At 64.7% G+C, this 21,850-nt stretch carries 17 protein-coding genes and 1 tRNA gene; 4 read left to right on the top strand and 14 right to left on the bottom strand.

All coding sequences use genetic code 11. The features are described 5' to 3' along the window. The first annotated feature begins 24 nt into the window (after positions 1 to 24). From AX702_RS09905 to AX702_RS09895, 3 genes are all read left to right on the top strand, one after another. The gene (locus tag AX702_RS09905; RefSeq protein WP_066778948.1) at positions 25 to 3,204 is read left to right on the top strand and encodes a multidrug efflux RND transporter permease subunit; all 3,180 of its coding nucleotides are present in this window, start codon (positions 25 to 27) and stop codon (positions 3,202 to 3,204) included. Further along, positions 3,204 to 4,652: an efflux transporter outer membrane subunit gene (locus AX702_RS09900; RefSeq protein WP_197420552.1), complete on the top strand. Its 1,449-nt coding sequence runs from the start codon at positions 3,204 to 3,206 to the stop codon at positions 4,650 to 4,652. The genes AX702_RS09905 and AX702_RS09900 overlap by 1 nt, the downstream gene beginning before the upstream one ends. Positions 4,653 to 4,761: 109 nt before the next feature. Beyond that, positions 4,762 to 5,556 (top strand): esterase/lipase family protein, encoded by a 795-nt coding sequence (locus AX702_RS09895; RefSeq protein WP_066778908.1) that lies wholly within the window; start codon positions 4,762 to 4,764, stop codon positions 5,554 to 5,556. Between the two features lie 50 nt (positions 5,557 to 5,606). On the opposite strand, the gene AX702_RS09890 is transcribed toward AX702_RS09895, so the two are convergent. The 9 genes from AX702_RS09890 to AX702_RS09850 all read right to left on the bottom strand — a co-directional run bounded on the left by AX702_RS09890 (position 5,607) and on the right by AX702_RS09850 (position 17,912). After that, positions 5,607 to 8,402 (bottom strand): M14 family metallopeptidase, encoded by a 2,796-nt coding sequence (locus tag AX702_RS09890; protein ID WP_066778906.1) that lies wholly within the window; start codon positions 8,400 to 8,402, stop codon positions 5,607 to 5,609. Between the two features lie 15 nt (positions 8,403 to 8,417). Further along, entirely contained in the window at positions 8,418 to 9,695 is a 1,278-nt protein-coding gene (locus tag AX702_RS09885) for a M20/M25/M40 family metallo-hydrolase (protein ID WP_082746186.1), read from the bottom strand. Between the two features lie 13 nt (positions 9,696 to 9,708). Next, positions 9,709 to 11,961, bottom strand: coding sequence for a TonB-dependent receptor (locus AX702_RS09880; RefSeq protein WP_197420550.1), 2,253 nt, complete (start codon positions 11,959 to 11,961; stop codon positions 9,709 to 9,711). 310 nt (positions 11,962 to 12,271) lie between these two features. After that, positions 12,272 to 12,979, bottom strand: coding sequence for an aspartate/glutamate racemase family protein (locus AX702_RS09875; RefSeq protein ID WP_066778903.1), 708 nt, complete (start codon positions 12,977 to 12,979; stop codon positions 12,272 to 12,274). A 2-nt stretch (positions 12,980 to 12,981) separates the two neighbouring features. Then, the gene (locus tag AX702_RS09870; protein WP_066778902.1) at positions 12,982 to 13,992 is read right to left on the bottom strand and encodes a D-cysteine desulfhydrase; all 1,011 of its coding nucleotides are present in this window, start codon (positions 13,990 to 13,992) and stop codon (positions 12,982 to 12,984) included. Between the two features lie 42 nt (positions 13,993 to 14,034). Then, positions 14,035 to 15,507, bottom strand: coding sequence for an amidohydrolase (locus tag AX702_RS09865; RefSeq protein ID WP_066778942.1), 1,473 nt, complete (start codon positions 15,505 to 15,507; stop codon positions 14,035 to 14,037). A gap of 62 nt (positions 15,508 to 15,569) precedes the next feature. Further along, entirely contained in the window at positions 15,570 to 16,508 is a 939-nt protein-coding gene (locus AX702_RS09860) for a LysR family transcriptional regulator (RefSeq protein WP_066778900.1), read from the bottom strand. A 191-nt stretch (positions 16,509 to 16,699) separates the two neighbouring features. Next, a tRNA-Gln gene (locus AX702_RS09855) sits at positions 16,700 to 16,774 on the bottom strand. A gap of 46 nt (positions 16,775 to 16,820) precedes the next feature. Beyond that, positions 16,821 to 17,912 carry a branched-chain amino acid aminotransferase gene (locus tag AX702_RS09850; protein WP_066778898.1) on the bottom strand — a complete coding sequence of 364 codons (1,092 nt, stop codon included), beginning with the start codon at positions 17,910 to 17,912 and terminating at the stop codon, positions 16,821 to 16,823. Between the two features lie 62 nt (positions 17,913 to 17,974). Here AX702_RS09850 and AX702_RS09845 point away from each other — a divergent pair, with 62 nt between their 5' ends. Beyond that, positions 17,975 to 18,481 carry a MarR family transcriptional regulator gene (locus tag AX702_RS09845; RefSeq protein WP_066778896.1) on the top strand — a complete coding sequence of 169 codons (507 nt, stop codon included), beginning with the start codon at positions 17,975 to 17,977 and terminating at the stop codon, positions 18,479 to 18,481. A 189-nt stretch (positions 18,482 to 18,670) separates the two neighbouring features. On the opposite strand, the gene proC is transcribed toward AX702_RS09845, so the two are convergent. From proC to AX702_RS09820, 5 genes are all read right to left on the bottom strand, one after another. Next, positions 18,671 to 19,465, bottom strand: coding sequence for a pyrroline-5-carboxylate reductase (gene proC / locus AX702_RS09840; protein ID WP_066778894.1), 795 nt, complete (start codon positions 19,463 to 19,465; stop codon positions 18,671 to 18,673). Between the two features lie 4 nt (positions 19,466 to 19,469). Then, positions 19,470 to 19,976, bottom strand: a complete 507-nt coding sequence (locus AX702_RS09835; protein ID WP_066778892.1) for a YbjN domain-containing protein — start codon at positions 19,974 to 19,976, stop codon at positions 19,470 to 19,472. Positions 19,977 to 20,022: 46 nt separating this feature from the next. Next, a complete protein-coding gene (locus AX702_RS09830; RefSeq protein WP_066778891.1) occupies positions 20,023 to 20,289 on the bottom strand; it encodes an accessory factor UbiK family protein in 267 nt (88 codons plus the stop codon). Positions 20,290 to 20,314: 25 nt separating this feature from the next. After that, positions 20,315 to 20,836, bottom strand: a complete 522-nt coding sequence (locus tag AX702_RS09825) for a TspO/MBR family protein (RefSeq protein WP_066778890.1) — start codon at positions 20,834 to 20,836, stop codon at positions 20,315 to 20,317. Positions 20,837 to 20,955: 119 nt separating this feature from the next. After that, positions 20,956 to 21,690 carry a TlyA family RNA methyltransferase gene (locus AX702_RS09820; RefSeq protein ID WP_066778889.1) on the bottom strand — a complete coding sequence of 245 codons (735 nt, stop codon included), beginning with the start codon at positions 21,688 to 21,690 and terminating at the stop codon, positions 20,956 to 20,958. Between the last annotated feature and the right edge of the window lie 160 nt (positions 21,691 to 21,850).

The following is a 21,850-nucleotide window of genomic DNA, read 5'->3' as shown; positions in this document are numbered from 1 at the left end:
GCATGGGTGCTCGCCATCATCGTCATGATGGCCGGCGTGGGTGCGATCCTGGGCTTGCCGATCGCCCAATATCCGGACGTTGCACCGCCTCAGGTTTCCATTCGCGCCACCTATCCGGGCGCGAATGCGCAGACGATCGAGAACTCCGTCACTCAGATCCTCGAACAACAGCTGACCGGCATCGACGGGCTGCTGTATTTCGCGTCCTCCTCGACTTCGCGTGGCTCGGTATCGATCACCGCCACGTTCGAAAAAGGCACCGACCCGGACATCGCTCAGGTCCAGGTGCAAAACCAGGTGCAGCAGGCCATCACGCGCCTGCCGACGCAGGTCCAGCAACAGGGCGTTGTGGTTCGAAAGTCCAACCCGGACTTTCTGATGATCGCCGGCGTCTATGACAGCAGCGATCAGATGACCAACCGCGACGTGTCGGATCTGATGACGTCGACGCTGCAGGATCCGCTTGGCCGCGTTCAGGGCGTCGGCGACACCAATGTGTTCGGTTCGCAATATGCCATGCGCATCTGGCTCGATCCGGCGCGGCTTGCCAGTTACCAGCTGATGCCCGGCGACGTAGTCTCCGCCATCCAGACGCAGAACACCGAGGTTGCGGCGGGCGAGATCGGCGGTCAGCCGATGCCGTCCGATCAGATGCTGAACGCAACGGTGACGGCGCAATCCCGGCTTCAGACGCCCCAGCAGTTTCGCGACATCATCCTGAAGGTTCTGCCTTCCGGCGCGACGGTGCGGGTCGAGGATGTCGCCCGCGTGGAGCTGGGATCGGAAAACTACAACGCCAGCAGCCGCATCAACGGGCATCCGGGCGCCGGCATCGCCATCCTCCTCGCTCCGGGCGCCGACGCGCTCAAGACCGCCGAACTGGTCAAGGCTGAGATCGCGCGCATCGCGAAGACCTACCCCGCCAACATCCGCGTCGCTTACGCGAATGACTCGACCGACTTCATCAAGCTGTCGATCGAGGAGGTGGTGAAGACCCTGATCGAGGCGATCATCCTGGTCGTCATCGTGATGTTCGTCTTTCTGCAAAGCTGGCGGGCGACGCTGATCCCCACGATCGCGGTGCCGGTGGTGCTGCTGGGCACCTTCGCCATCTTCTATCTCGCCGACTTTTCGATCAACACGCTCACGCTGTTCGGGCTCGTGCTGGCGATTGGTCTGCTGGTGGACGACGCCATCGTCGTCGTGGAGAACGTCGAGCGACTGCTCGAGGAAAATCCCGAAATGACCCCGCGCGAGGCGACGATCGAGTCGATGCGCGAGATAACCGTGGCGCTCGTCGCGATTGCGCTCGTGCTTTCGGCCGTCTTCCTGCCGATGGCGTTTTTCGGCGGATCGACCGGCGTCATCTACCGTCAATTTTCGCTGACCATCATCTCCGCGATGATGCTGTCGGTTGCCGTGGCGATCATTCTTTCGCCAGCGCTGACGGCGACTGTGCTCAAGCAGCACCACCGGACCGGTGATGAAGAGCATCGGGGCTGGTTCGAACGACGGTTCAGCGGTGTGTCATCGCGGCTGGAACGGGCAAGCGACTGGTTCAATCGCAATTTTGAGCGTGGCACGGAACGCTACGTCGGCTGGGTGGCGCGCGTTGTCGATCGCAAGTGGCTGTTCCTCGGCGTCTACCTCGTCGTTGTGGCGTTGCTGGCGGTGCTGTTCCTGCGGCTCCCCACCGGCTTCCTTCCTACCGAGGACCAGGGCGGCGCGTCCGTCCAGTTCCGCTTGCCCGCTGGCGCGACACGCACGCGGACCGAGGACGTGCAGAAGGCGGTGGAGGGCTACTTCCAGAAATATGAGAAGGCGAACGTCCGCACCATGCTGACCGTCTCGGGCGGTGGTGGCGGCGCGTCGGGGCAGAATACCGGCCAGGGCTTCATCTCCCTGACGGACTGGGCCGAGCGAGAGGGTGAGGAAAATACGGCGGACGCCATCGTGGCGCGCGCTGCGGCCGCCTTCCGCGCCTTCCGCGATGCGCAGGTGTTTGCCCTTATTCCGCCCGCGATCCGCGGCCTAGGCCAGTCCGAAGGCTTCACCATGGAGTTGCAGAATACGGGCGGCCTGAGCACGGAACAGTTCGCCGCCGCCCGTGACAAGCTTCTCGCCCTCGCCAATGCCGATTCCGGCCTCACCGGCGTGCGCCTTAGTGAGCTACCGGATATCGGCACGCTTCGGGTGAACACCGATGCTCAGCGGATCGCTGCGCTCGGCATCTCGCAGACGGACGTGAACACCACACTCTCAACCGCGTGGGGTGGCCGGTACGTCAACGATTTCCTGGATCGCGGCCGCGTGAAGCGCGTCTACGTTCAGGGCGACGCGCCGTATCGCGACAATCCGGAGTCGCTCTACCAATGGTTCGTTCGCGGCTCGAACGGGCAGATGGCGCCCTTCTCCAGCTTCGCCACCACCAACTGGTCGCAAGCGCCAACCACCGTGTCGCGCTTCAACGGCATCCAGTCATTTGAATTTCAGGGGCAGGCGGCCGGCGGCGGCAGCTCGGGCGATGCAATGGCGCGGATCGAGGAACTCGCCAGCCAGATCCCCGGAACCAGCGTCGCCTGGGCCGGCATCTCCTATCAGGAACGTTTGTCCTCCGGTCAGGCCCCTTTGCTTTACGGCCTTTCGATCATCGTTGTCTTCCTGTGCCTCGCCGCCCTCTACGAAAGCTGGTCGATCCCGCTTGCGGTGCTGCTCGTCATTCCGCTCGGCCTGATCGGCGCGGTCGTGTTCGTGACGCTGCGTGGCCTCACCAATGACGTGTACCTGCAGATCGGTCTGCTCACCACCATGGGGCTGGCGGCAAAGAACGCCATTCTGATGATCGAATTTGCTGAACAGGAGGAAAAGAAGGGCGCACGCGTCATCGACGCCGCGCTCACCGCCGCCCGCATCCGTCTGCGGCCGATCCTCATGACCAGCCTTGCCTTCATCTTCGGTGTGCTGCCGCTGGCGCTTTCCACCGGGGCCGGCGCGAACAGTCGCATCGCCATCGGCACGGCGGTGATCGGCGGCATGCTGACGGCGACGATCCTCGCCATTTTCTACATCCCGCTGTTCTTCGTCATCGTTCGCCGCGGCTTCCGCGACGGTCTGGCCAAGATCCGCGGCGAGGAGCCCGGCTTTCACCCACCTGAGGAGCGGAACCAACCGCCCGGCGGCACACCGCATCTGGAGCAATCGTGATGCGGGTACTTGCTCCTCTCCTCCTGGCGTCCGCGCTGACGGCGTGCAGCATGGCGCCCAAATACGTCCGCCCGGAACTGCCGGTGCCGCAATCCTGGCCGGTCGGCGACGCGTACCTCCGGCAGAGCGAGGCAACGCTGCCCAGCGTTACCTACCGCGACATCTTCCTCGACGCGCGCTTGCAGCAGCTGATCGATCAGGCGCTCGCCAACAATCGCAATCTTCGCGCCACCGTCGAGAATATCGCCGCCGCCCGCGCTCAGTACCGAATTCAGCGTGCCGAGCTGTTCCCGCAGATCGACGCCGGCGGTACGACCACGCGCCGGGAGATCGGCGCCAGCGCCGCAGGCGGCAATTTCGCTGTTGGCGGGACGACGTATCAGGCGACCATCGGCGTCAGCGCGTTTGAGCTCGACCTGTTCGGGCGCAACCGCTCGCTCACCGACGCCGCGCTCGCGCGCTATTACGGGCAGGAGGCCGCCGCCCGCGCCGTGCGCCTGACGCTCACCGGCGACGTCGCCGGCGCGTGGCTCACCTATGCCGCCGATCAGAGCCTGTTGAAGCTTGCGGAGGACACTGCCGCTGCGGCTCGCCGTTCCGTGTCGCTCACCCAGGCGCGTGTGTCGGGCGGTGTCGCGCCGCGCACCGATTTGCGTCAGGCTGAACAAATCCTCGCCACGGCGGAGGCAAACATTGCCAGCCAGCGAACTGCGCTGGCGCAGGACGTGAACGCGCTGCAATTGCTGGTCGGTGCGCCGATCGACCGGGCATTGCTTCCCCCGCCGATCGAAGAAGCGGCAAAGACGGTCGCGGAACTGCCCGCGGGGCTCGACAGCCGCATCCTCCTGCGCCGGCCGGACGTGGTCCAGGCCGAATACGAACTGCGCGCGAGCAATGCGGAAATCGGCGCGGCCCGCGCGGCATTGTTCCCGACAATCTCGCTCACCGGCCTGTTCAGCTTCGCGAGCACGGCGCTCTCCTCACTGCTGGAGGCGGATTCGCTGACCAAGACGGCGACCGGCAATATCGCCTATCCGATCTTCCGTGCCGGTGCCGATCGCGCGGGGGTGGAGCAGGCGACCGCGCTCCAGCGCGCGGCGCTCGCCACCTATGAAGGGACAATCCAGACCGCATTTCGCGAAGTGGCAGACGCCTTGGCGCGGCGCGGCACGATCAGCGAGGAGCTGGCGGCAAACGAACGCTTCGCCACCGCGGCGGCAGATACCTATCGCCTGTCGGAGGCTCGCTATCGCGGCGGCATCGATACTTTCCTCACCACGCTCGATGCCCAGCGGTCGCTCTACGCCGCCCAGCAATCGGTCGTGCAGACCCGGCTGGTGCGCGCAACCAATCTGGTGACGCTGTACCGCACGCTTGGTGGGGATTCCCAACTTGATGTGGAGGCGACCGGTGCCGTTCCCGCCCCACAGCCGGCTGGCCGGCAGTAACCTTTCATCCATCATAATGTCATGGTACAGTAACAGTTAAGGTTACCGCCGCCAGAACCTTGCGCCCTCCGACACGTTGTGCGGCGGACTTTAAGGAGATCCATCTACAATGGCGACGGCCGCACTGGACTATTCGATCAAGCCACCTTCCCCGTTCCTGGCTCTTATGGAATTGCCGCGCGCCCTGATGGAAGCTGGGATGCTACCGATCGCCGCGCCTGCGCTGGCCAGCCTGCCTCGCGGCGACGGCCATCCGGTTCTGGTGATCCCCGGCTTCAACGCATCGGATCGATCGACCCGTATCCTGCGCTTCTATCTGCGTCAGATGGGCTATGACGCGCACACTTGGGATCTCGGGCGCAACCGCGGGCCGCGGACGATCGGTGACGGGGGCGAGAAGCTGATCGAGCGGATCGAGGCTATCCATGGCCGTGATCACAGTCGCGTCAGCCTGGTCGGCTGGAGCCTTGGCGGCATCATGGCCCGGGTCATCAGCCGGCGGATGCCCGACAAGGTACGCCAGGTGATCACCCTTGGCGCTCCCTTTGCCGGTACGCCGCGCGCGACCCGCGTTTGGCGGCTGTACGAAATGCTGTCCGGCCACCGCATCGATGACGATCAGTCGCTATCCTATCTGAGCGAAGGCGGCATGCCGTTGCCGGTGCCCGCCACCGCGATCTGGAGCCGCAACGAGGGGATCGTGCCTTGGGCCAATTGCGTGGAGCCTTATTGCGCCACCAGTGACAACATCGAGGTATCCGGCAGCCACTTCGGCCTGCCGGTCAATGCTGCGGTGCTGTACGCGATTGCCGATCGACTGGCGCAGCCGGAGGATGACTGGAAACCGTTCGACCGGCGCGGCCTGGCGCGGAGCATCGCCTATCCGAGCTCCGGCCACGCTTGATCGACCAAGCGGGACGCCGGGAGATAGACCGGCGTCCCGCGAAGACCGTTTCAATCGTCGGCCGCCGTCGTCACGCCAACCTGTGTCGGCCCGAACAGGGCAGCGTTGAACAGGAACTTGAACGACGGGAATGGCTGTCCGCGCTGCGTCACTTCGGGGGCGAGCAGGTAAACGTGGCCCTTCCCTAACGTGCCATCGACCACGGTCGTGGTGTTGTTCAGCGCCTTCTGGCCCCAGCCCCAGCCAGACCGCAGCGGATCATCGCTGGCGAACCACGAGACGCGGCGCACACCGGGTTGGCCAGGCGTGAAGGCGAAGGTCGGGTTGTTGTTGTAGAAGACATCCATCGTGTCGGGCAGGCCATAGGCCAGCGGGTCGCTTGGATCGACCTTCACCTGAAGCACCGATCCCGGCACGTAGAATTTGGTGCCCGGCAGCGGCGTCCGCTTCCCCGCTGCGTCGGCCGTGGACAGCGCATTATAGACCGGCAGGCCAAGCTCCGGCCCCAGCCGCGTGGCATTGCCGACGGCGATCACGGTGCCCCCCGCTTTGGCGAAGCTGGCAAGCTGCGGAACCGTCTTCTCGGTCGTCACATGGCCCAGCGCGGAACGCCATTGCGCCGGCAGGTCGGCGGCGGCCGGCTGCCTCTGGGGCGGACGTCCTTCGCGCCCCAGCACGTCCGATTGGAAGACGAGCACGTCATATTTGGCGTTCAGGCCACCAGCGTCCAGCTCCTGCGGATAGACGCGGGTGTAAGGGAATTCGTACTTTTCGAAGATCCAGCGATTCCACCCGGAGGCCATGGAGCCCCCGTAGTGATCCACCAGCCCGATCCGAACGGGTTTCAGCTTCACCGTGTCGCCGGCCGGCTTGGCGGCTACCGCATGGGCATCGATGCCCAGCGTCTGCACCGCAGTGTCGACGATCCCCTTCGCCGCGCCGCCGGCCGGGATCCACAATGCGCCGGGCGAAAGGCTTTCACGGCCGACGGTCGTTCCCTGCTTCAGCCAGTATACGGGCGCGCCGGCCTTCAGCAGGCGATTGGTCAGGATGAAGCTGTTGTTCGTGGCGTGGCTGACGACATAACCGGCCGCGCCTTTGCCGATGATCTTGCCCGCCGGCGGGGTCTCGATCACGTCCGGCACCTGCGGGAAGTGCTGCGGTGCGCCGTCCAGCAATCGATCGAACGTGACGTTCATCTGATAGGCCAGCGTATAGCCGGTGATGTCATAGGGCCGGATCGGCGGGCCGCCGGGATAGGCGAAGTCCTGCGGGTGATCCTGCGGTTCGAACATGTCCAGCACGTGCGGTCGGAACGCCTGATCTGCCCGCACAATGTACGAACCCGCGGCATAGCGCTTGCCACCGTAGCTGAACGCCTGCGGCGCCTGTTCCACCTCGATGCCGGTCTTTATCAGCGAGTTGAGGAACGCCACCGTGGTGGGAAGATCCGCCTGCTTGTCGGCCGGGATGACAAAGGCGCGCGGTGCCCGGTATTGCGGATCCTGCAGCACTGTCTTGTAGAGCGAGGTGGGCACGATATCGCGGCTGTTATAGCCGGCCAGATCGTCCAATGGACTGCCCTCGCCGTCCTTTTTCATGCTTTCCGCAGCCGCCTTGACCGCTTCGATGCGCTTGGGCGTCACGACCCAGCTGTCCTCGCTGCCCTTCTGGATCTGGTTTCGACCCATGACATAGCGGTTGTAAAGCACGACCTCGCGATTGCGCGACGCATAGTCGAGGATCGCGCGCGACATTTCCTTCACATAGTCGATCGATTGCTGGAAATGCCATTTCTGCGGCGCGATCGTCATCGCCGCGTCTTGAGTGCCCAGCTGCTTGCCGGGCACCAGCGGGATCTCCATCGGGGTCGGATTGCCGATGATTTCGGTCAGGATGCCGATCTGGTTGTGAAAATAACCGACGGTCCGCACGCCGCCGTTGAACCAGGTCGAATAGGGCGCGCCGGAACGCGACACCGATCCGCCCTTGTTCTGCGCGATCAGCCGTGCGTGCATCGCCGTGCCGACCGCATCGGTCTGATTGATCACCAATGGTTCGTTGTTGAAATTATATGGATCGCGAAACGGTGGGATGAACACCACCGTGCCGACCGGCCCGGTCTGATGCTGGTTGTAGAGGATCTGCGGGAACCATTCGCGATAAGCGGCGCGGTTCATGTTGGTTGTTTCGGGCTGGTGCGACGCGTAGCTGTCGCGATTGTTATCGTGCCCGATATACTTTTGGTAGAGCACCGGAATGCTGCCGCTGTCCCGCTTGGCCTTGTCCGTCGGACGCATGTACCAGTCGGCGACAAGATCAAGTCCATCGGGGTTGGCGAATACGTACAGACCAACCGTGTCGTTCAAGATGCGCGTTGTTTCCGCATCATTGCGGGTCAGCATTTCATGGATCAGCTGAACATGGCTCTGCGCATTGACCACTTCGGTCGCATGCAGGCCGGCGTCGATCCATACGACGGCCTTGCCCTGCTCTGACAGGGCCTTGGCCTGATCGTCGGTCAGCCCCTTGGCCAGGGCCAGTTGCTGCGAGATGCCGCGATATCGCTCCAGGTTCCGGATGTTCTCCGGTGAGGAGACGATCGCCATATATTGTTCTCGGCCCTCGGCGGTTTTGCCGATGCTCACCAGCTTGATGCGGTCGCTTTCCTGCGACACGCGCTGGAGCCAGTCCGTGATTTGCTTGTAATTGGCCAGGAAGTAATCCGATCCGGGCTTCACCTTGAACACGGCGGCCGGATCGGTGATCGGGCGAGACTGCGCGATCGACGTTCCGGTGGCCATGATGAGCGACATTCCCGTCGCCGCAAGCATCCATGCACGCATGTTGATTCCTCCCCCCTATTTCGCGCCCGCAAGCATCAGCAACGTGGCAAGGCTCACCGCCATGCTGTCGACATCCTTGTCCTTGTCGATCACCATGGCTTCCTCCAGCGAATGCGCACGCTGCGTCTGGAAGCCCGATCCAAGCGTCACCGCCGGAATGCCCATGCTCATCGGAATGTTGGAGTCGGTCGATCCCACGCCATAAGCCGGCGTGAACCCGGCTGCCTTGGTCGTCGCCGTCGCGATTTCGACGATGTCGACGTCCTTTGCCGTCGAGCCGACCGGGCGATCGCCCACCTTCTTGGCCTCGAAGCCGATCTTGCCCTTTGCGGTGGAGCGGGCGGCATTTTCCGCATCCACCGCGCGCGGCAGGATTGCGAGGAATGCCTGCTCCTCCGCGTCCAGCGCTGCCTTGCCCGCGGATCGCATGTCCACGGTCATGGCCGTGGAGAAGGGAATGGAATTGACCGACGTACCCCCTTCCAGAAGCCCCACGTTATAGACGGTGCGCGGCTCGGTCGGCACCTTCATCTTGCCGAACTCAACCATTGCATTGGCCATGGCATAAGCCGGGTTCACGATGCCGAAATCGCCCATCGAATGGCCGCCGGGGCCCGTGAAGGTCACCTTGTACCGTTTGGAGCCGACGCCGGCGTTGGTGATCCGACCGGCTCGGCCGGGCTCCAGCGAGATGAAATAGTTGATGCGGTCCTTCAGCGGGCTTTTGGTGAAGAGATAACGTGTGCCCCGCAGGTCACCCGGGCCTTCTTCCCCGACATTGCCCATGAAGATGATGTCGGCCTTCGTGGAATAGTTCGCCGCCTTCATCGCGCGGATAAAGGCGAGCAGCACGGGCAGACTGCACGTGTCATCCCCCACACCCGGCGCGTAAAGCATGTTGCCCTCGCGCCGCACCTTTACGTTGGTGCCTGCCGGGAAGACGGTATCGAGATGCGCGGTGATGACGATCAGCGGCCCGCCGCCCGTGCCCTTGCGCATGCCGTACACATTGCCCTCGGCATCCGTCGTCAGATCCGTCAGCCCTTCGGCGCGCAGCATTTCCAGATAGGCGGCGGCACGCGTCGCTTCCTTGAAGGGCGGCGCCTCGATCTCGGTCAGCTTGATCACGTCGGCGATGATCCGTTCGTGATCCGCTGCCAGCTTCGCCTTGGCGGCGGCGAACTTGGGGCTGGCGAGCAGCTTTTTCGCCTCAGCGTCCCGGTTCTGTGCCACCGCCTGTGCCGGCACACTCGCCGTGGCCGCCAGCAGCGCCAGCGTCATCAATCTATTCATGTCTGCGAGCCCCTCACCGAAAACCTTTACGTACATTGATGCCCACCGTCCGCGGCCGCGTCGAGACATAGAAATCCGGCACGCCGGTCGCGGCGCTGACCCGGTTCAGGCCGCGCTTGTCGAACAGATTGTTGATGAACACCGAAACGCTGAGATCCGATTCCGTGTTGATCCCGGCGCGCGCGTTGAAGATGCTGAAGTTGCCGACCTCGCGGTAGAATGCGTTGGTCGGCCGCAGCTCCGTGCTCATCTTGCCGGTATAGGTCCAGTCCAGGCGGAAGAGCGCGTCGACTTCGTCATTGATCGGCGGGGTCCATTCCGCGCCTGCCGAGGCCGTCATCTTCGGAATATAGGCCAGCTTGTCGCCATCCAGGCCCGGCGCCACGATGAAGCCGGTCTGATCCACCTGATCGCCATCCAGCCGGGCATTGTTGTAATTGTACGATGCATTGAGCCGGACGTTTTCGGGCAGGCGCAGCGATCCCTCCACCTCCACGCCTTCCACCGTCACACCGGCGAGATTGTAGATGAAGCTGAAGTTGCCGCCGCCGGTCTGAAGCGTGGACACCGATGTCTGAACATCCTTCCAGTCGGTGCGATACAGGGCGACGTTGAAGGTGCCGCGCCGGTCCCAGAAGCTGGTTTTTGCGCCGATTTCATAGTTCCACAGCGAGTCCGGTCCGTAGACGAGATAAGCATCGGGCAGGTTGGGAATGTTGTTCGCCCCGCCCGGGCGAAAGCCTTCCGCCGCCGTTCCGTACAGGAGGACGTTGTCGGATAGCTGGAAATCGACATTAAACTTTCCGACCCATCCGGTCGCATCCGCGCTGGTCTCCTGATAGGCGCGCGGCTCCTGTCCGTTGAAGAAGTTGTAGCCCTGATATTCGCCGCCAACGGTCTTGGTATAATCATAATGCCGCAGGCCAACGGTGATCGTCAGCGGATCCAGAACCCTGAACCCGGCCTCACCGAAGAAGGCGGTCTGCTTCACCGATCCGGTGACATACCGACCGCCCAGATTCTCGACCGGGCTGCGCGGTTCGCCCGTCTCCGGCACGCCGGGGAAAACGATCGTGTCGACCCGATCGGTGCGGTCTTCCAGGAAGATACCGACCGTCCAGGTGATCGGCCCCTTGCCGTTGGAGCTCAGCCGCGCCTCATTGGTCCAGTTGGAGACATAGCGCGGCTGGAACGCGCCAATCGGCTGCTTGGAATTGGCATAGGCGCGATAGGTGGCCTGCTGCGCCGCCGTGCAGGTGGTGGTGGGTGTGCCAAGCGCGACGCTTGTGTAGAGCGGGCACCATGTGGCCCGCGCGATCACATTGGCATAGGATCGCACATTGTCGTTGGTGCTCTCCACGTCCCAGCGATATTTGGACGTGATCGCCACCAACGTGGCAAAGCCAAAATCCACTTCCGCCGTGCCCGTGTAGAGCTGCAGCTTGTCCTTCCAGGGCTGATGCACGCGCACGTCCGACAGGTACGGACCCAGCACGGAGGACCATTGCGACGTGCCCGCGATATCCTGCGTCTGGTAAAGCGCCATGCCGGACAGCTTCACCGTATCGGCCGGGTTCCAGGCGAGCAGAAACCTGCCGCCCTCCAGATCCGCCTGGTTGGTGTCCTGTCGATCCAGCAACGTCATGTCGACGAAGCCGCCTTGCCGCTCCTTGTAGAGCACCAGGCGCGCCGCCAGCTTGTCTTCGATCAACGGCGCGTTGACGGCGCCTTTGGCGAAATAGCTGAAGCTGCCGTAGCGGGTATTGGCAAGTTGCCCTTCGACCTGGCCTTCGTACCGGGTCGCGTCGGGCTGGTTGAACAGCACGCGGATGGTGCCGCCCATCGATCCCGATCCGTACAGCGTCCCTTGCGGCCCACGCAGCACCTCCACCCGCTGAACGTCGAACAGGTTCAGGTTCGGCGTCGCGCCCGCAGGATCCGAACTCACGCCGGACGGCCCAGTCAGCGGCGTGTCGCCATAATACAGGCCGACCGTGCTCTCGCCCGCGCCCTGGATACCACGGATCGAAACGCGCGTACGTCCGGAGTCGCTCTCGGTCAGTTGCAGGCCAGGCACTTGCCGTACGACATCGGCAATCGTCGTGGCGCCCAGATTTGCCAGTGCCGCATCGCCCAAAGCCGTGATCGCCAGCGGCGTTGACTGGACGGTCGACTCACGCCGCAGGGCAGTGACGACGATCTCGCCATTGTCCTCGCTTGCGCCGGCTGGCGCCGGCTGAATGTCGGTACCTGGGGCCTGCGACATGGCCGACGCGCCGGCTGCCTCCGGCCCCGAAGCCGTTTGGGCATGGGCTGGCGCGATCGCTAGCAAGGAGACGGACAACAGAAGCGAGGAACGTACGAACGTGCGCATAGCTCAGGTACCCCTGGTCATGACCTTGCAGGCACCTGCCCCGCGCGTTTTCGCGCTTTTCTTTCGTCCCGCCGGTCGGTTTGAAAAACCGTCCTCTCCCGGAACGTCATGCTACCGACACGATTTTAGAGCACGAACGCTTTGTTGCGCTCCAAACCAAGCGAGTGTTTGGATAGCCATGCCCAATGGCTAATCACCGTAATTAAATTACGCTCCGTGCAAACGCGACTGCCCGCCGAGCGAGCACGTCGGTTGAGTCGATCAGCGGTACGGCTAGGTCGTCGGCACCGATCACCAGCGGTACTTCGGTGCACCCGGCAATGATGACCTCTGCGCCCGCTTCGATCAGCCGGTTCGCCGTGCCGATCACGCCGGCGCGACCTGCCGCCAGATCCCCTGCCTTGATCTGCCAGATCGCCTCCATGAAGGCGGCGCGCGCCGGCTGGTCGGGAACGACCGGCAGAAGCTCTTTCGCTTGAAGCGCCCGTTCGTACAGCCGTGCCTGCGCTGCCCCGTTCACCGCCAGCACGCCGATCCGCCGCGCGGAACGATAGTCGTTGGCGACCACCGACACGGTTTCGTCCACCAGATGCAGGAACGGCAGCGACGTTGCTTCGAGAACCGCGTCGGCGAAGGCATGGGCAGCGTTGCACGGCATGACGAGCAATTGCGCACCAGCGGCCTCCAGCCCGCGCGCCATGGCGGCAAGGCCCGGCCCCGGCGAAGGTCCGGTGCCTGCTATCGCGGCATTGCGGTCCGGCAGGGCCGGATTGCTGTCGACGATCAGGCGTACATTGTCCTGCTCCCGCGCCGCTCCCGCCTGGGAGTGGCGCAGGACCTTGGTCATGAAATCGATGGTGGCCGCCGGCCCCATGCCGCCGAGCACGCCAATGGTCAGCGGCACGTCCATGATCAGGCAGCCACGGCGCCGGTCAGCACCGGTTGATAGGCATAGAGCGCCGGCGATCCACCGGTGTGAACGAAGAGCACGCGCTCACCCTTCGCGATCTCGCCGGACCGGACCAGTCCGATCAGGCCCGCCGCTGCCTTGCCGGTATAGACGGGATCCAGCAGCACCCCTTCGAGCGAGGCGAACATGCGGACAGCCTCCACCATTTCTGGCGTGGGCAGCGAATAGCCCGGCCCGACCCATTCGTCGCGGCACTCGATCAGATCCGGCGTGATCTCGGGAACCACACCGGCCAGCTCGGCTACCGCAACGGCCAGCTTGTGGACATTGCCCTCCTGCTCCGCGCGCGGCCGACGCACGTTGATCCCGGTCACCGGAATGGCCGCACTGTTGCCGACCAGACCAGCGACGATTCCGGAATGGGTGCCCGCACTCCCGCTCGCCACCACGATGCGGTCAAAGGCCATTCCGCTGGCGAACGACTGTGCCAGGATCTCCTCGGCGCAGGCGACATAGCCGAGCGCGCCAAGCGCATTGGAGCCGCCGCCCGGGATGATGTATCCCTTGCGTCCCTCGGCCGCGAGGTCTGCCGCCACCTGATCCATCGCCGCCTGCAGGTCGTCGCCCAGCTTCACCACGGTTACGGCCTCCACGCCCAGAAGGTCGAAGAGGAAATTGTTGCCCGACGCCTGCGGATCGTAGCTGTCGGGCACCCGCTGCTCCAGCACCAGGCGGCATTTCAGCCCTTCGCGCACCGCCGCCGCCAGTGTCAGACGGCAGTGATTGCTCTGCACCGCACCGACCGTGATCAACGTGTCGGCACCCTGCTCCAGCGCGTCCGCCACCAGAAACTCCAGCTTGCGGGTCTTGTTGCCACCGCCGGTCAGGCCGAGCTGGTCGTCGCGCTTGATGAACAGCTCCGCGCCGCCGAGCGCCTTGGTCAGATGCGGCATGGCTTCGATCGCGGTTGCGCCGGGCGTGTAGCGACGGCGCGCAAATTGCGCGAGATTCATGGCGATAACTCCTGTTGCTTACGCGTTGTCGAGGTGGAAACGTCAGTCCACGCGACTGTTGTTCCGGTAATCCAGCGCGGGTGCGCGGTCGCCGACCATGGCGACATAGGTAAAGTTCGGCCCGCGACGCTTCTCCATCTCCGCCTTGGCGGTCGCGATGACATCGGGGCTGGTGATCATTTCGGCCAGCGTCAGCGCCAGCGTGCGGGAGGCAAGCACGGCGCCCTTGGTGCCGATGCTGCTCCCTGCCGCCGCGGTATTCTGCCAGCTGTGGCCGGGCATGCCGGGAACGAAGGTGGCAGTGCCAAGGCCGACGGTCGGGACCACCCATGAGATGTCGGACACGTCGGTCGAGCCCCCGGCGGCATCGGGATCGGTGCGCACGGCATAGGGCTGGACCTGCGCGACCGACTCGATCGTGCCGCGCGCGTCCGGCACGCTTTCGCGCATCTTGGCTGCGAACGCCTTTTCCTCCGCCGTCCATTCGATGCCGCCCAGCGAGCGCAGGTTCTTGTCCATCATCTGGCCCAGCGTGTCGTTCGGCAGCATGGAGTAAACACCCCCGACCTGCTCGAACTCCATCCGCGTGTCCGTTGCGATCGCCGCGCCCTCGCCCGCCTTCTTCACCCGCGCCATTACCGAGCGCACCACCTGCGGGTCGGGCGAACGGACGTAATAGAACACCTCGGCATAATCCGGCACCACATTGGGAGCCCCGCCGCCGCTCGTGATCACATAATGGATGCGGGTGCGATCCGGCACATGTTCGCGCAGGTAATTGGTCGCGACGTTCATGATCTCCGCCGCGTCCAGCGCCGAGCGGCCCGCCTCGGGATTGCCGGATGCGTGCGAGGATCGCCCATGGAAGCGGAACTTGCCGTTCGTATTGGCCATGCTGATCGACTGGGCGGCCGAGTTCGCCCCCGACGGGTGCCAGTGCACCGCGGCGTCCACGTCCTTGAACAGGCCGTCGCGCACCATATACACCTTGCCGGAGCCGCCCTCCTCCGCCGGGGTGCCATAGACACGCAGCTCGCCGGGCACTTTCGCCGCGACCATCCACTTCTTCACCGCGATCGCCGCAGCGACCGAGGCGGCGCCGAGCAGATTGTGGCCGCAGCCATGGCCATGCGCCTGCCCCGCGATCGGCGCCTTGGTCGGCACCGCCTGCTGTGCCAGCCCCGGCAGCGCATCATATTCCGCGGTGATCGCGATCACCGGTCCCGGCGCGCTGCGATAGCTGGCGACAAACGCGGTTGGCTCGCCCACTACGCCCATCGTCACCTGAAAGCCGGCGTCCTTCAGCTCCTTCGCCAGAAGCGCGGCGCTCTTCTGCTCCTGATATCCGGTTTCTGCAAAGCCCCAGACGGCCCGGCCGACCGTCTCGACCTTCTTGGCATCCACCCCGGCCAGCACCTGATTGCGCGCCTCCGCCGCCAGCGGGCCGGCCTGTGCCGGCCCGGCGAGAAGCATCGCGGCACCAACGATGCCGGTGAAATAAGCGCGCTCTTTCATATGCTCCCCCGCTTTCAGCAGACGGGCAAAATTCACATGAACCGGCGCCCGGAAACAAGCATTCAGTGTTGGCAGCTGGCCATAGCGTTAAGGCAACTGACGTGCGGGGCAACCGCTTCCGGCCGGTTCTGGATCATCCCGCGCATGAGGTCGAGGAAGCTCCGCGCAAGCCGCGACAGCGGATGCGACGCCAGGTGCTGAACCGACAATTCGAACGTCGCGGCCGGCACGACCGGGCGGAATGACAGGTCCGCGCCGATAAACGCTTCGGCCGTGAACTCGTCGACGATCGCGACCCCGGCCCCGCTCCGGGCAAGCGCCGCGGCGATATAGACCGACTTGACCTGGATGCCCCGCGCCCCGCCGGTCGCGCGGGAAAGGATGGGCGAGACGAGATCCGCGATCGCCACGCTCGGCGCGAGGCCGATGATCTCATGTTGCCGCAGCACCTCCAGCGGAATGGCCGGCAGGTCGCCGCAGGGAAGCCCCGATCCGAACAACGCGCCCACACGTCCTGTGCCCAGCCGCGCAGAGGCGATCTCGGGATCGTTCGATGCCTGGTGCCCGATCACGAAATCGCAGTCCCGCGACATCAGCGCTTCGCGGAACTCATCATGGTGAATTGCCGACACCTCGAATGTGACCAGCGGCAGCTTGCGGCGGAAGGCGGCGATGGCATGCGGCGCGGTCGCCAGCGCGAGCGATGGCAGCACGCCGACCCGTATGTTGCCTTCTGACGTCGACCGCAGGTTCCGCGCCGCACGCTGGAACGTGTCGATCCGGCTATGCAGATCGTCGACCTCGCGAAACAGAATATGCGCTTCCTCGGTCGGGGTCAGCCGCCCGCGGACCAGCGTGAAGAGCGGAAATCCAAGTCGCGACTCGGCATGCTTCACAATCTTGCTAACCGACGGCTGGGAGACGTTCAGCAGGCGCGAGGCACCGCTGATCGACCCGACCGAATAGACGGCGTGAAAGACTTCGATGTGACGGAGATTCATAGCGCCCCCGAATGTGTCCCGATCCGTCCCTGCTGCTGCGCGCCTTTTTTTTTATGACAGATCGATAACAGATGCGCGGGCGGCGGCACCAGCCTTTATGTGAGACGCGGCACCTTTGCGGCGCAATGGCTTGAAGAAGAACAGCACACCGCGGGAGCGCCTGGGGTGTAAAGATCGCAACAAGGGAGACGTGGCTGGGGCGGCAGGATTCGAACCTGCGAATGCCGGTACCAAAAACCGGTGCCTTACCGCTTGGCGACGCCCCAGCAGAGCGCGCGGCCCTATAACGAGCCGGCGCGAAGTGCAATCACCTCAAACGATCGGGTGAAGCCAATTGTGCGGATCGGGTGCCTGGCCGCGCTGCACTGCGGTCAGCGTGTCAAGGAAGCGCTTGGTCGTCTGACCCGTGCCGCCAGTGCCGATGGTGAAGCTATAGTCGGGGCCGGACACCTGCCCGATCGGCGTCACCACGGCGGCGGTGCCACAGGCGAAGCTCTCCGTCAGCCGGCCGCTCTGCGCATCCGCGCGCCATTGATCGATCGAATACAGCTCCTCGCGCACGGTAAGCCCCGCATCGCGCGCCAGGGTCAGTATCGAATCGCGCGTGATCCCCGGAAGGATCGTGCCGGTAAGCGGCGGCGTCTGGATCGATCCGTCGTCGAACACGAAGAAGATGTTCATGCCGCCCAGTTCCTCGATCCAGCGGCGCTCGGCCGCGTCGAGAAACACCACCTGGTCACAGCCGCGGCGGATCGCCTCCTGCTGCGCCACCAGGCTGGTGGCGTAATTGCCGCCGCACTTCGCGGCGCCTGTGCCGCCCGCCGCCGCGCGCGAATAATCGTGGCTTACCCACAGCGAGACGGGCCGAACCCCGCCCTTCCAATAGGAACCCGCCGAAGAGGCCAGCACCATGTAGAGATATTCGCCCGCGGGCTTCACGCCCAGGAACACCTCGCTCGCGATCATGAACGGGCGCAGATACAGCGAGCCGCCCTCGACCGAGGGAAACCAGTCGGCATCGGCCTTCACCAATGCTTCGATCGAACCGATGAACAGGTCGTCGGGCAGCTCCGGCATCGCCATGCGCCGCGCCGAATCCCGGAAGCGCGCGGCATTGGCATGGGGGCGGAACAGGGCAACGCTGCCGTCATCGTGGCGATAGGCCTTCAGGCCTTCGAAGATTTCCTGCGCGTAATGCAGCACCGCCGTTGCCGGATCGACCGTCAGCGTCGTGCGCGCGGTGATCTTGGCATCATGCCAGCCCTTTTCCTCCGACCAGCGTACGATCGCCATGTGATCGGTGAAGACGCGCCCGAACAGCGGATCCGCAATGCGGCCTGCTCGCTCGGTTGCCGGAACCGGGGCGGTGTTAGGCTCGAAGACGAAGGGCGCGGGGGTCGACAAGATGGAGCTCCTGGAGGGTGCGACAGGCGCACCGTTGAGAGGGTTGCGGTCGGGTAGGGCGGATGGCAATGCCGGTCAACATGGCTGCCACACCCTCCTCTGCATCCCCGCTCTTCCTGCGGGAGCCCGAAATCCGCCGCGGCATTGAGCTGCTCTATTTCGGAAGCACCCGAGTCACCCGATCGATCGACCGGGGTCTGGCGCGCAAGGGGCTGGGCCGCGCCCATCATCGTGCGCTGTATTTCATTGCGCGGAAGCCGGACATGGCGGTGTCCGATCTGCTGGCGCTGCTCGGCATCACCAAGCAATCGCTTGGGCGCGTGCTGGGGGAGCTTACCGATCGTGGCTATGTGGAAGCGCGTCCGGGCGAGCGGGATCGGCGTCAGCGGCTGTTGCGCCTCACCAAGGAGGGCGAGGCATTTGAGGCTGATCTCTACAACGCGTTGCGCGAGCGATTTGCGGCGGCCTATTCGGAAGCCGGCCAAGGCGCGGTGAGCGGTTTCTGGGCGGTGCTGGAAGGCCTGGTGCCCGAAGAGGAACGCCTGCGGGTCGAGGCCCTGCGCAGCTAGGGTTTGATTTCGTCAGCTTGCCGTCTAACGGCGCAATTCGGGCACTCGCACTCTCGACTGCCCGACAACCTGCCTCATCGCGGCCTGTGCCGGGCACCCCTGTTCCGCAACCTGAACGCCTGAGGTTTGCTGTCAGCGCTCGCAAACCGTGGCGAGCCTCGCCCCGGCTTTCCGAGGCACTGGCACGACTCAGCCCCGGGCAGCCGCGGCGAGCTCCGCATTGCGCTCACGGCTGGCCGCAAGCGTCGCCTTCAACAGCGACTGCAACGCCCCGTCGCGATCCAGCACGTTCAGCCCTTCGCGCGTCGATCCGCCCGGGCTGGCGACCCGATCGGCCAGAACAGCCGGGCTCTCCCCTGCCCCGGCCGCCATTGCCGCCGAGCCCTCCACCGTCGCCAGCGCGAGCCGCGCCGCCTGATCGGCCGGCAGGCCCAGCGCGGTGCCAGCCGCTGCCAATGCGTCGACGAAGCGAAACACGAAGCCCGGGCCACAGCCGGACAGCGCCGTCACCGCGTCAAACATTGCCTCGTCGCCGATCCACTCGACTTGGCCAAGCGGCGCGACCAGCGCTTCGGCCGTGGCCCGCGCCTCCTCGGTGGAGGCGGCCGCGTGGAGTGCCGTCACGCCTTTTCCGATCGCCACCGGCAGGTTCGGCATCGCGCGAACGATGCTGTCCGCCGGTATGCGCTGTGCAAGTGCGGCCTCTTCGACGCCAGCCAGGATCGAAAGCAGCAACGCAGGGTGAACCTGCTCCAGCGATGGCGCCACCGCATCCAGCAACTGCGGCTTCACGGCGAGCACGATCACCTCCGGCGCCGGTCCCTCTGGCGCGGCCAGAACGCGCACGCCCGGGGGAACGGCCGGCGATCCGGGATCAACGACTGTCACCGCATCGGGCGAAAGGCCGGCGGCGATCCAGCCGCGCAGCATCGCGCCGCCCATGTTGCCGGCTCCCACCAGCCACAGCGACTTCGGCAATGTCATGGTGTCAGGCCTCGCCCTGCGTCTCGATCAGCGCCGCAGCGATCGCATCGCGCGGCGATTTTCCGCCCCACAGGACGAACTGGAACACGGGATAGAAACGCTCGCACTCGTCGATCGCCGTCTCGACCAGCACCTGCGCCGCTTCCAGCGACAAGGTAGCGTCGTCCTCCGATTGATCGACCAGCGTCGCGTGCCGGTACAGCAGGATGCCGCTGGACGACCAGAGTTCGAAATGACCCAGCCAGAGCTGCTCGTTCACCAGACCGATCGTCTCGTAAATGGCTGCACGGGAATGCTCCGCGACCTTCACGTCCGGAAAGGCGAGGAACTGCAGAACGCCATCCTCGTCCCGCCAGAGCGCGCGCAGCTCATAGTCGGTCCAGCTGCCTTTCATGCGGGCGCTGATCTCGTCTTCGTGCCGGTCATAAGACCAGCCATGCGCCGAGAAATAGCTCTCGAGCATGTCGAGCGGGGCTTCGGGTTCTTGTTCGTTATCGGCTTCGTCGAGCATTAACGCCTTATCGCACGGGAATGGGTGATGACGCAAAGCGCGCGGATCAGTCGGCTGCGGGCGCAGCGCCCTGCTGTCGTGCCTCAAGGGCGTCCAGTCGCGCGCGCAGCGCATCTGCCTCGTCGCGGGCCGCCACCGCCATCGCCTTGACGACCTCGAACTCCTCGCGGCTGACGAAATCCAGACCGCCGATCCACTCGCGCGCACGATCCCGCGCGCCGGCCTGCGCCTCGCGGCCAACGCCGGCGACCGTGCCAGCGGCCCCGTTCACGAATTTCACCAGATCGTCGAACAGCCGGTTTTCGGACTGCATGGGGCCAAGCCTTTCGGGTAGAGAATCAACCGATGACTTGGGAGGTTCGGGCGCCCGGCACAAGGGCTTGCGCATCCATGTTCAGCTGCCCGATCCGCCACGTCAGCACGCCTGCGAAGCTGATCCAGACCAGATAGGGCACCATCAGCCAGGCAGCGCGCGGCCGGATGCGGCCAAAGGCGACGGTTGTGGCGATCGCCAGCGCCAGCATCAGGATCAGCACGATGGTGGCCGAATTGATCCGATGTGCGCCGAAGAACAGCGGAGTCCAGGCCAGGTTCAGGCCGAACTGCACCGCAAACAGGCCGATGGCGAGCCGGCGACCACGCGCTCCCCGCGCATTCAGGAAAATGGCAAGCGCCAGTCCCAGCATGACGTAGAGCGTCGCCCAGACCAGGGGGAACATCCACCCCGGCGGCGTCAGAGCTGGCTTGGCAAGGCTTTGATACCAAAGACTATCGTCGCCAGCGGGAACACTGCGGCCGGAAAAAAATCCAAGCAGCAGGATGAGCGGCACGCAGAACAGCGCCCAGCGCGCAAAAGACATCCGCAGCTGCTCTCTAGATGCAATGCCCCCCACAAGCCCTCCCTGACCGTCGCGGCGCCATAATCCCGGTGCAGGGAACGGGTAAATGTATGAAATTGCCCGAGTGACAGGCGATTGGCTCAAATGCGGACAGCCGCCAGCAAGAACTCCACGTTCCCCTCGGGGCCCGTGATCGGGCTTTCAACGATCCCCTGAACTTGCCATCCCTTGCTGACAAACCAGGCGGCCACTTCGTCGCACACCCGCTGGCGCACCGCTTCGTCGCGGACCACGCCGCCCTTCCCCACTTCCTCTCGCCCGGCCTCGAACTGTGGCTTCACGAGCGTCAGTGCCCGCGCGTCCGGCTTGGCGAAGCCAAGCGGTACGTCGAGCACCTTGGCGATGCCGATGAAGCTTGCGTCACAAACGATCAGATCCACCGGCTCGGGCACGTGATCCGGCGTGAGGACGCGTGCGCTGGTCTGTTCGTGAACCACCACCCGTGGATCCTGTCGCAGCTTCCATGCGAGCTGATTGGTCCCACTATCAATGGCATAGACGCGTGCCGCACCGCGCGTCAGCAGCACATCGGTGAAGCCGCCGGTGGAGGAACCGACGTCGATCGCCGTCGCCCCGGTGACATCCCATCCGAAATGATCGAGTCCATGGGCAAGCTTGATGCCGCCCCGCGACACCCAGGGATGGTCGCGCCCGCGCACGTCGAGCGTCGCGCCTTCGGAAAGCGTCTGCCCCGGCTTTTCGACCTTGCGATCGCCGGTGAACACAAGGCCCGCCATGATCAGCGCCTGCGCGCGGGTGCGCGACTCCGCGAGTCCACGATCAACGAGCAACTGGTCTGCACGGCACTTGGGCATGGCCCGCTTATCGTTGTCGTCGCGCTTCGTCGCAAGCGGCAGGCGTTCCGTCTTCGACCGGGATCGAAGTGATTGCCCATGTATTTAGTAGGGTATAGAAAGGCGTCGAGGTCGCGATATCGGGCGTCCCCCTAGAGCACCGATAACGCGGCCTCGCCGA

The sequence above is a fragment of the Sphingomonas sp. CCH5-D11 genome (assembly GCF_001557395.1).
GTDB lineage: Bacteria > Pseudomonadota > Alphaproteobacteria > Sphingomonadales > Sphingomonadaceae > Sphingomonas.
The sequence above is the reverse complement of the archived record's forward strand: the minus strand, read 5'-3'. Positions and strand labels throughout refer to the sequence as shown.

What these genes read in the sequence shown, in the direction of transcription:
- AX702_RS09905 (WP_066778948.1), top strand. Translation starts at nt 25, where the DNA reads ATGATGGCCGGCGTGGGTGCGATCCTGGGCTTGCCGATCGCCCAATAT.
- AX702_RS09900 (WP_197420552.1), top strand. Translation starts at nt 3,204, where the DNA reads ATGCGGGTACTTGCTCCTCTCCTCCTGGCGTCCGCGCTGACGGCGTGC.
- AX702_RS09895 (WP_066778908.1), top strand. Translation starts at nt 4,762, where the DNA reads ATGGCGACGGCCGCACTGGACTATTCGATCAAGCCACCTTCCCCGTTC.
- AX702_RS09890 (WP_066778906.1), bottom strand. Translation starts at nt 8,402, where the DNA reads ATGCGTGCATGGATGCTTGCGGCGACGGGAATGTCGCTCATCATGGCC.
- AX702_RS09885 (WP_082746186.1), bottom strand. Translation starts at nt 9,695, where the DNA reads ATGAATAGATTGATGACGCTGGCGCTGCTGGCGGCCACGGCGAGTGTG.
- AX702_RS09880 (WP_197420550.1), bottom strand. Translation starts at nt 11,961, where the DNA reads ATGTCGCAGGCCCCAGGTACCGACATTCAGCCGGCGCCAGCCGGCGCA.
- AX702_RS09875 (WP_066778903.1), bottom strand. Translation starts at nt 12,979, where the DNA reads ATGGACGTGCCGCTGACCATTGGCGTGCTCGGCGGCATGGGGCCGGCG.
- AX702_RS09870 (WP_066778902.1), bottom strand. Translation starts at nt 13,992, where the DNA reads ATGAATCTCGCGCAATTTGCGCGCCGTCGCTACACGCCCGGCGCAACC.
- AX702_RS09865 (WP_066778942.1), bottom strand. Translation starts at nt 15,507, where the DNA reads ATGAAAGAGCGCGCTTATTTCACCGGCATCGTTGGTGCCGCGATGCTT.
- AX702_RS09860 (WP_066778900.1), bottom strand. Translation starts at nt 16,508, where the DNA reads ATGAATCTCCGTCACATCGAAGTCTTTCACGCCGTCTATTCGGTCGGG.
- AX702_RS09845 (WP_066778896.1), top strand. Translation starts at nt 17,975, where the DNA reads ATGGCAATGCCGGTCAACATGGCTGCCACACCCTCCTCTGCATCCCCG.
- proC (WP_066778894.1), bottom strand. Translation starts at nt 19,465, where the DNA reads ATGACATTGCCGAAGTCGCTGTGGCTGGTGGGAGCCGGCAACATGGGC.
- AX702_RS09835 (WP_066778892.1), bottom strand. Translation starts at nt 19,976, where the DNA reads ATGCTCGACGAAGCCGATAACGAACAAGAACCCGAAGCCCCGCTCGAC.
- AX702_RS09830 (WP_066778891.1), bottom strand. Translation starts at nt 20,289, where the DNA reads ATGCAGTCCGAAAACCGGCTGTTCGACGATCTGGTGAAATTCGTGAAC.
- AX702_RS09825 (WP_066778890.1), bottom strand. Translation starts at nt 20,836, where the DNA reads ATGTCTTTTGCGCGCTGGGCGCTGTTCTGCGTGCCGCTCATCCTGCTG.
- AX702_RS09820 (WP_066778889.1), bottom strand. Translation starts at nt 21,690, where the DNA reads ATGCCCAAGTGCCGTGCAGACCAGTTGCTCGTTGATCGTGGACTCGCG.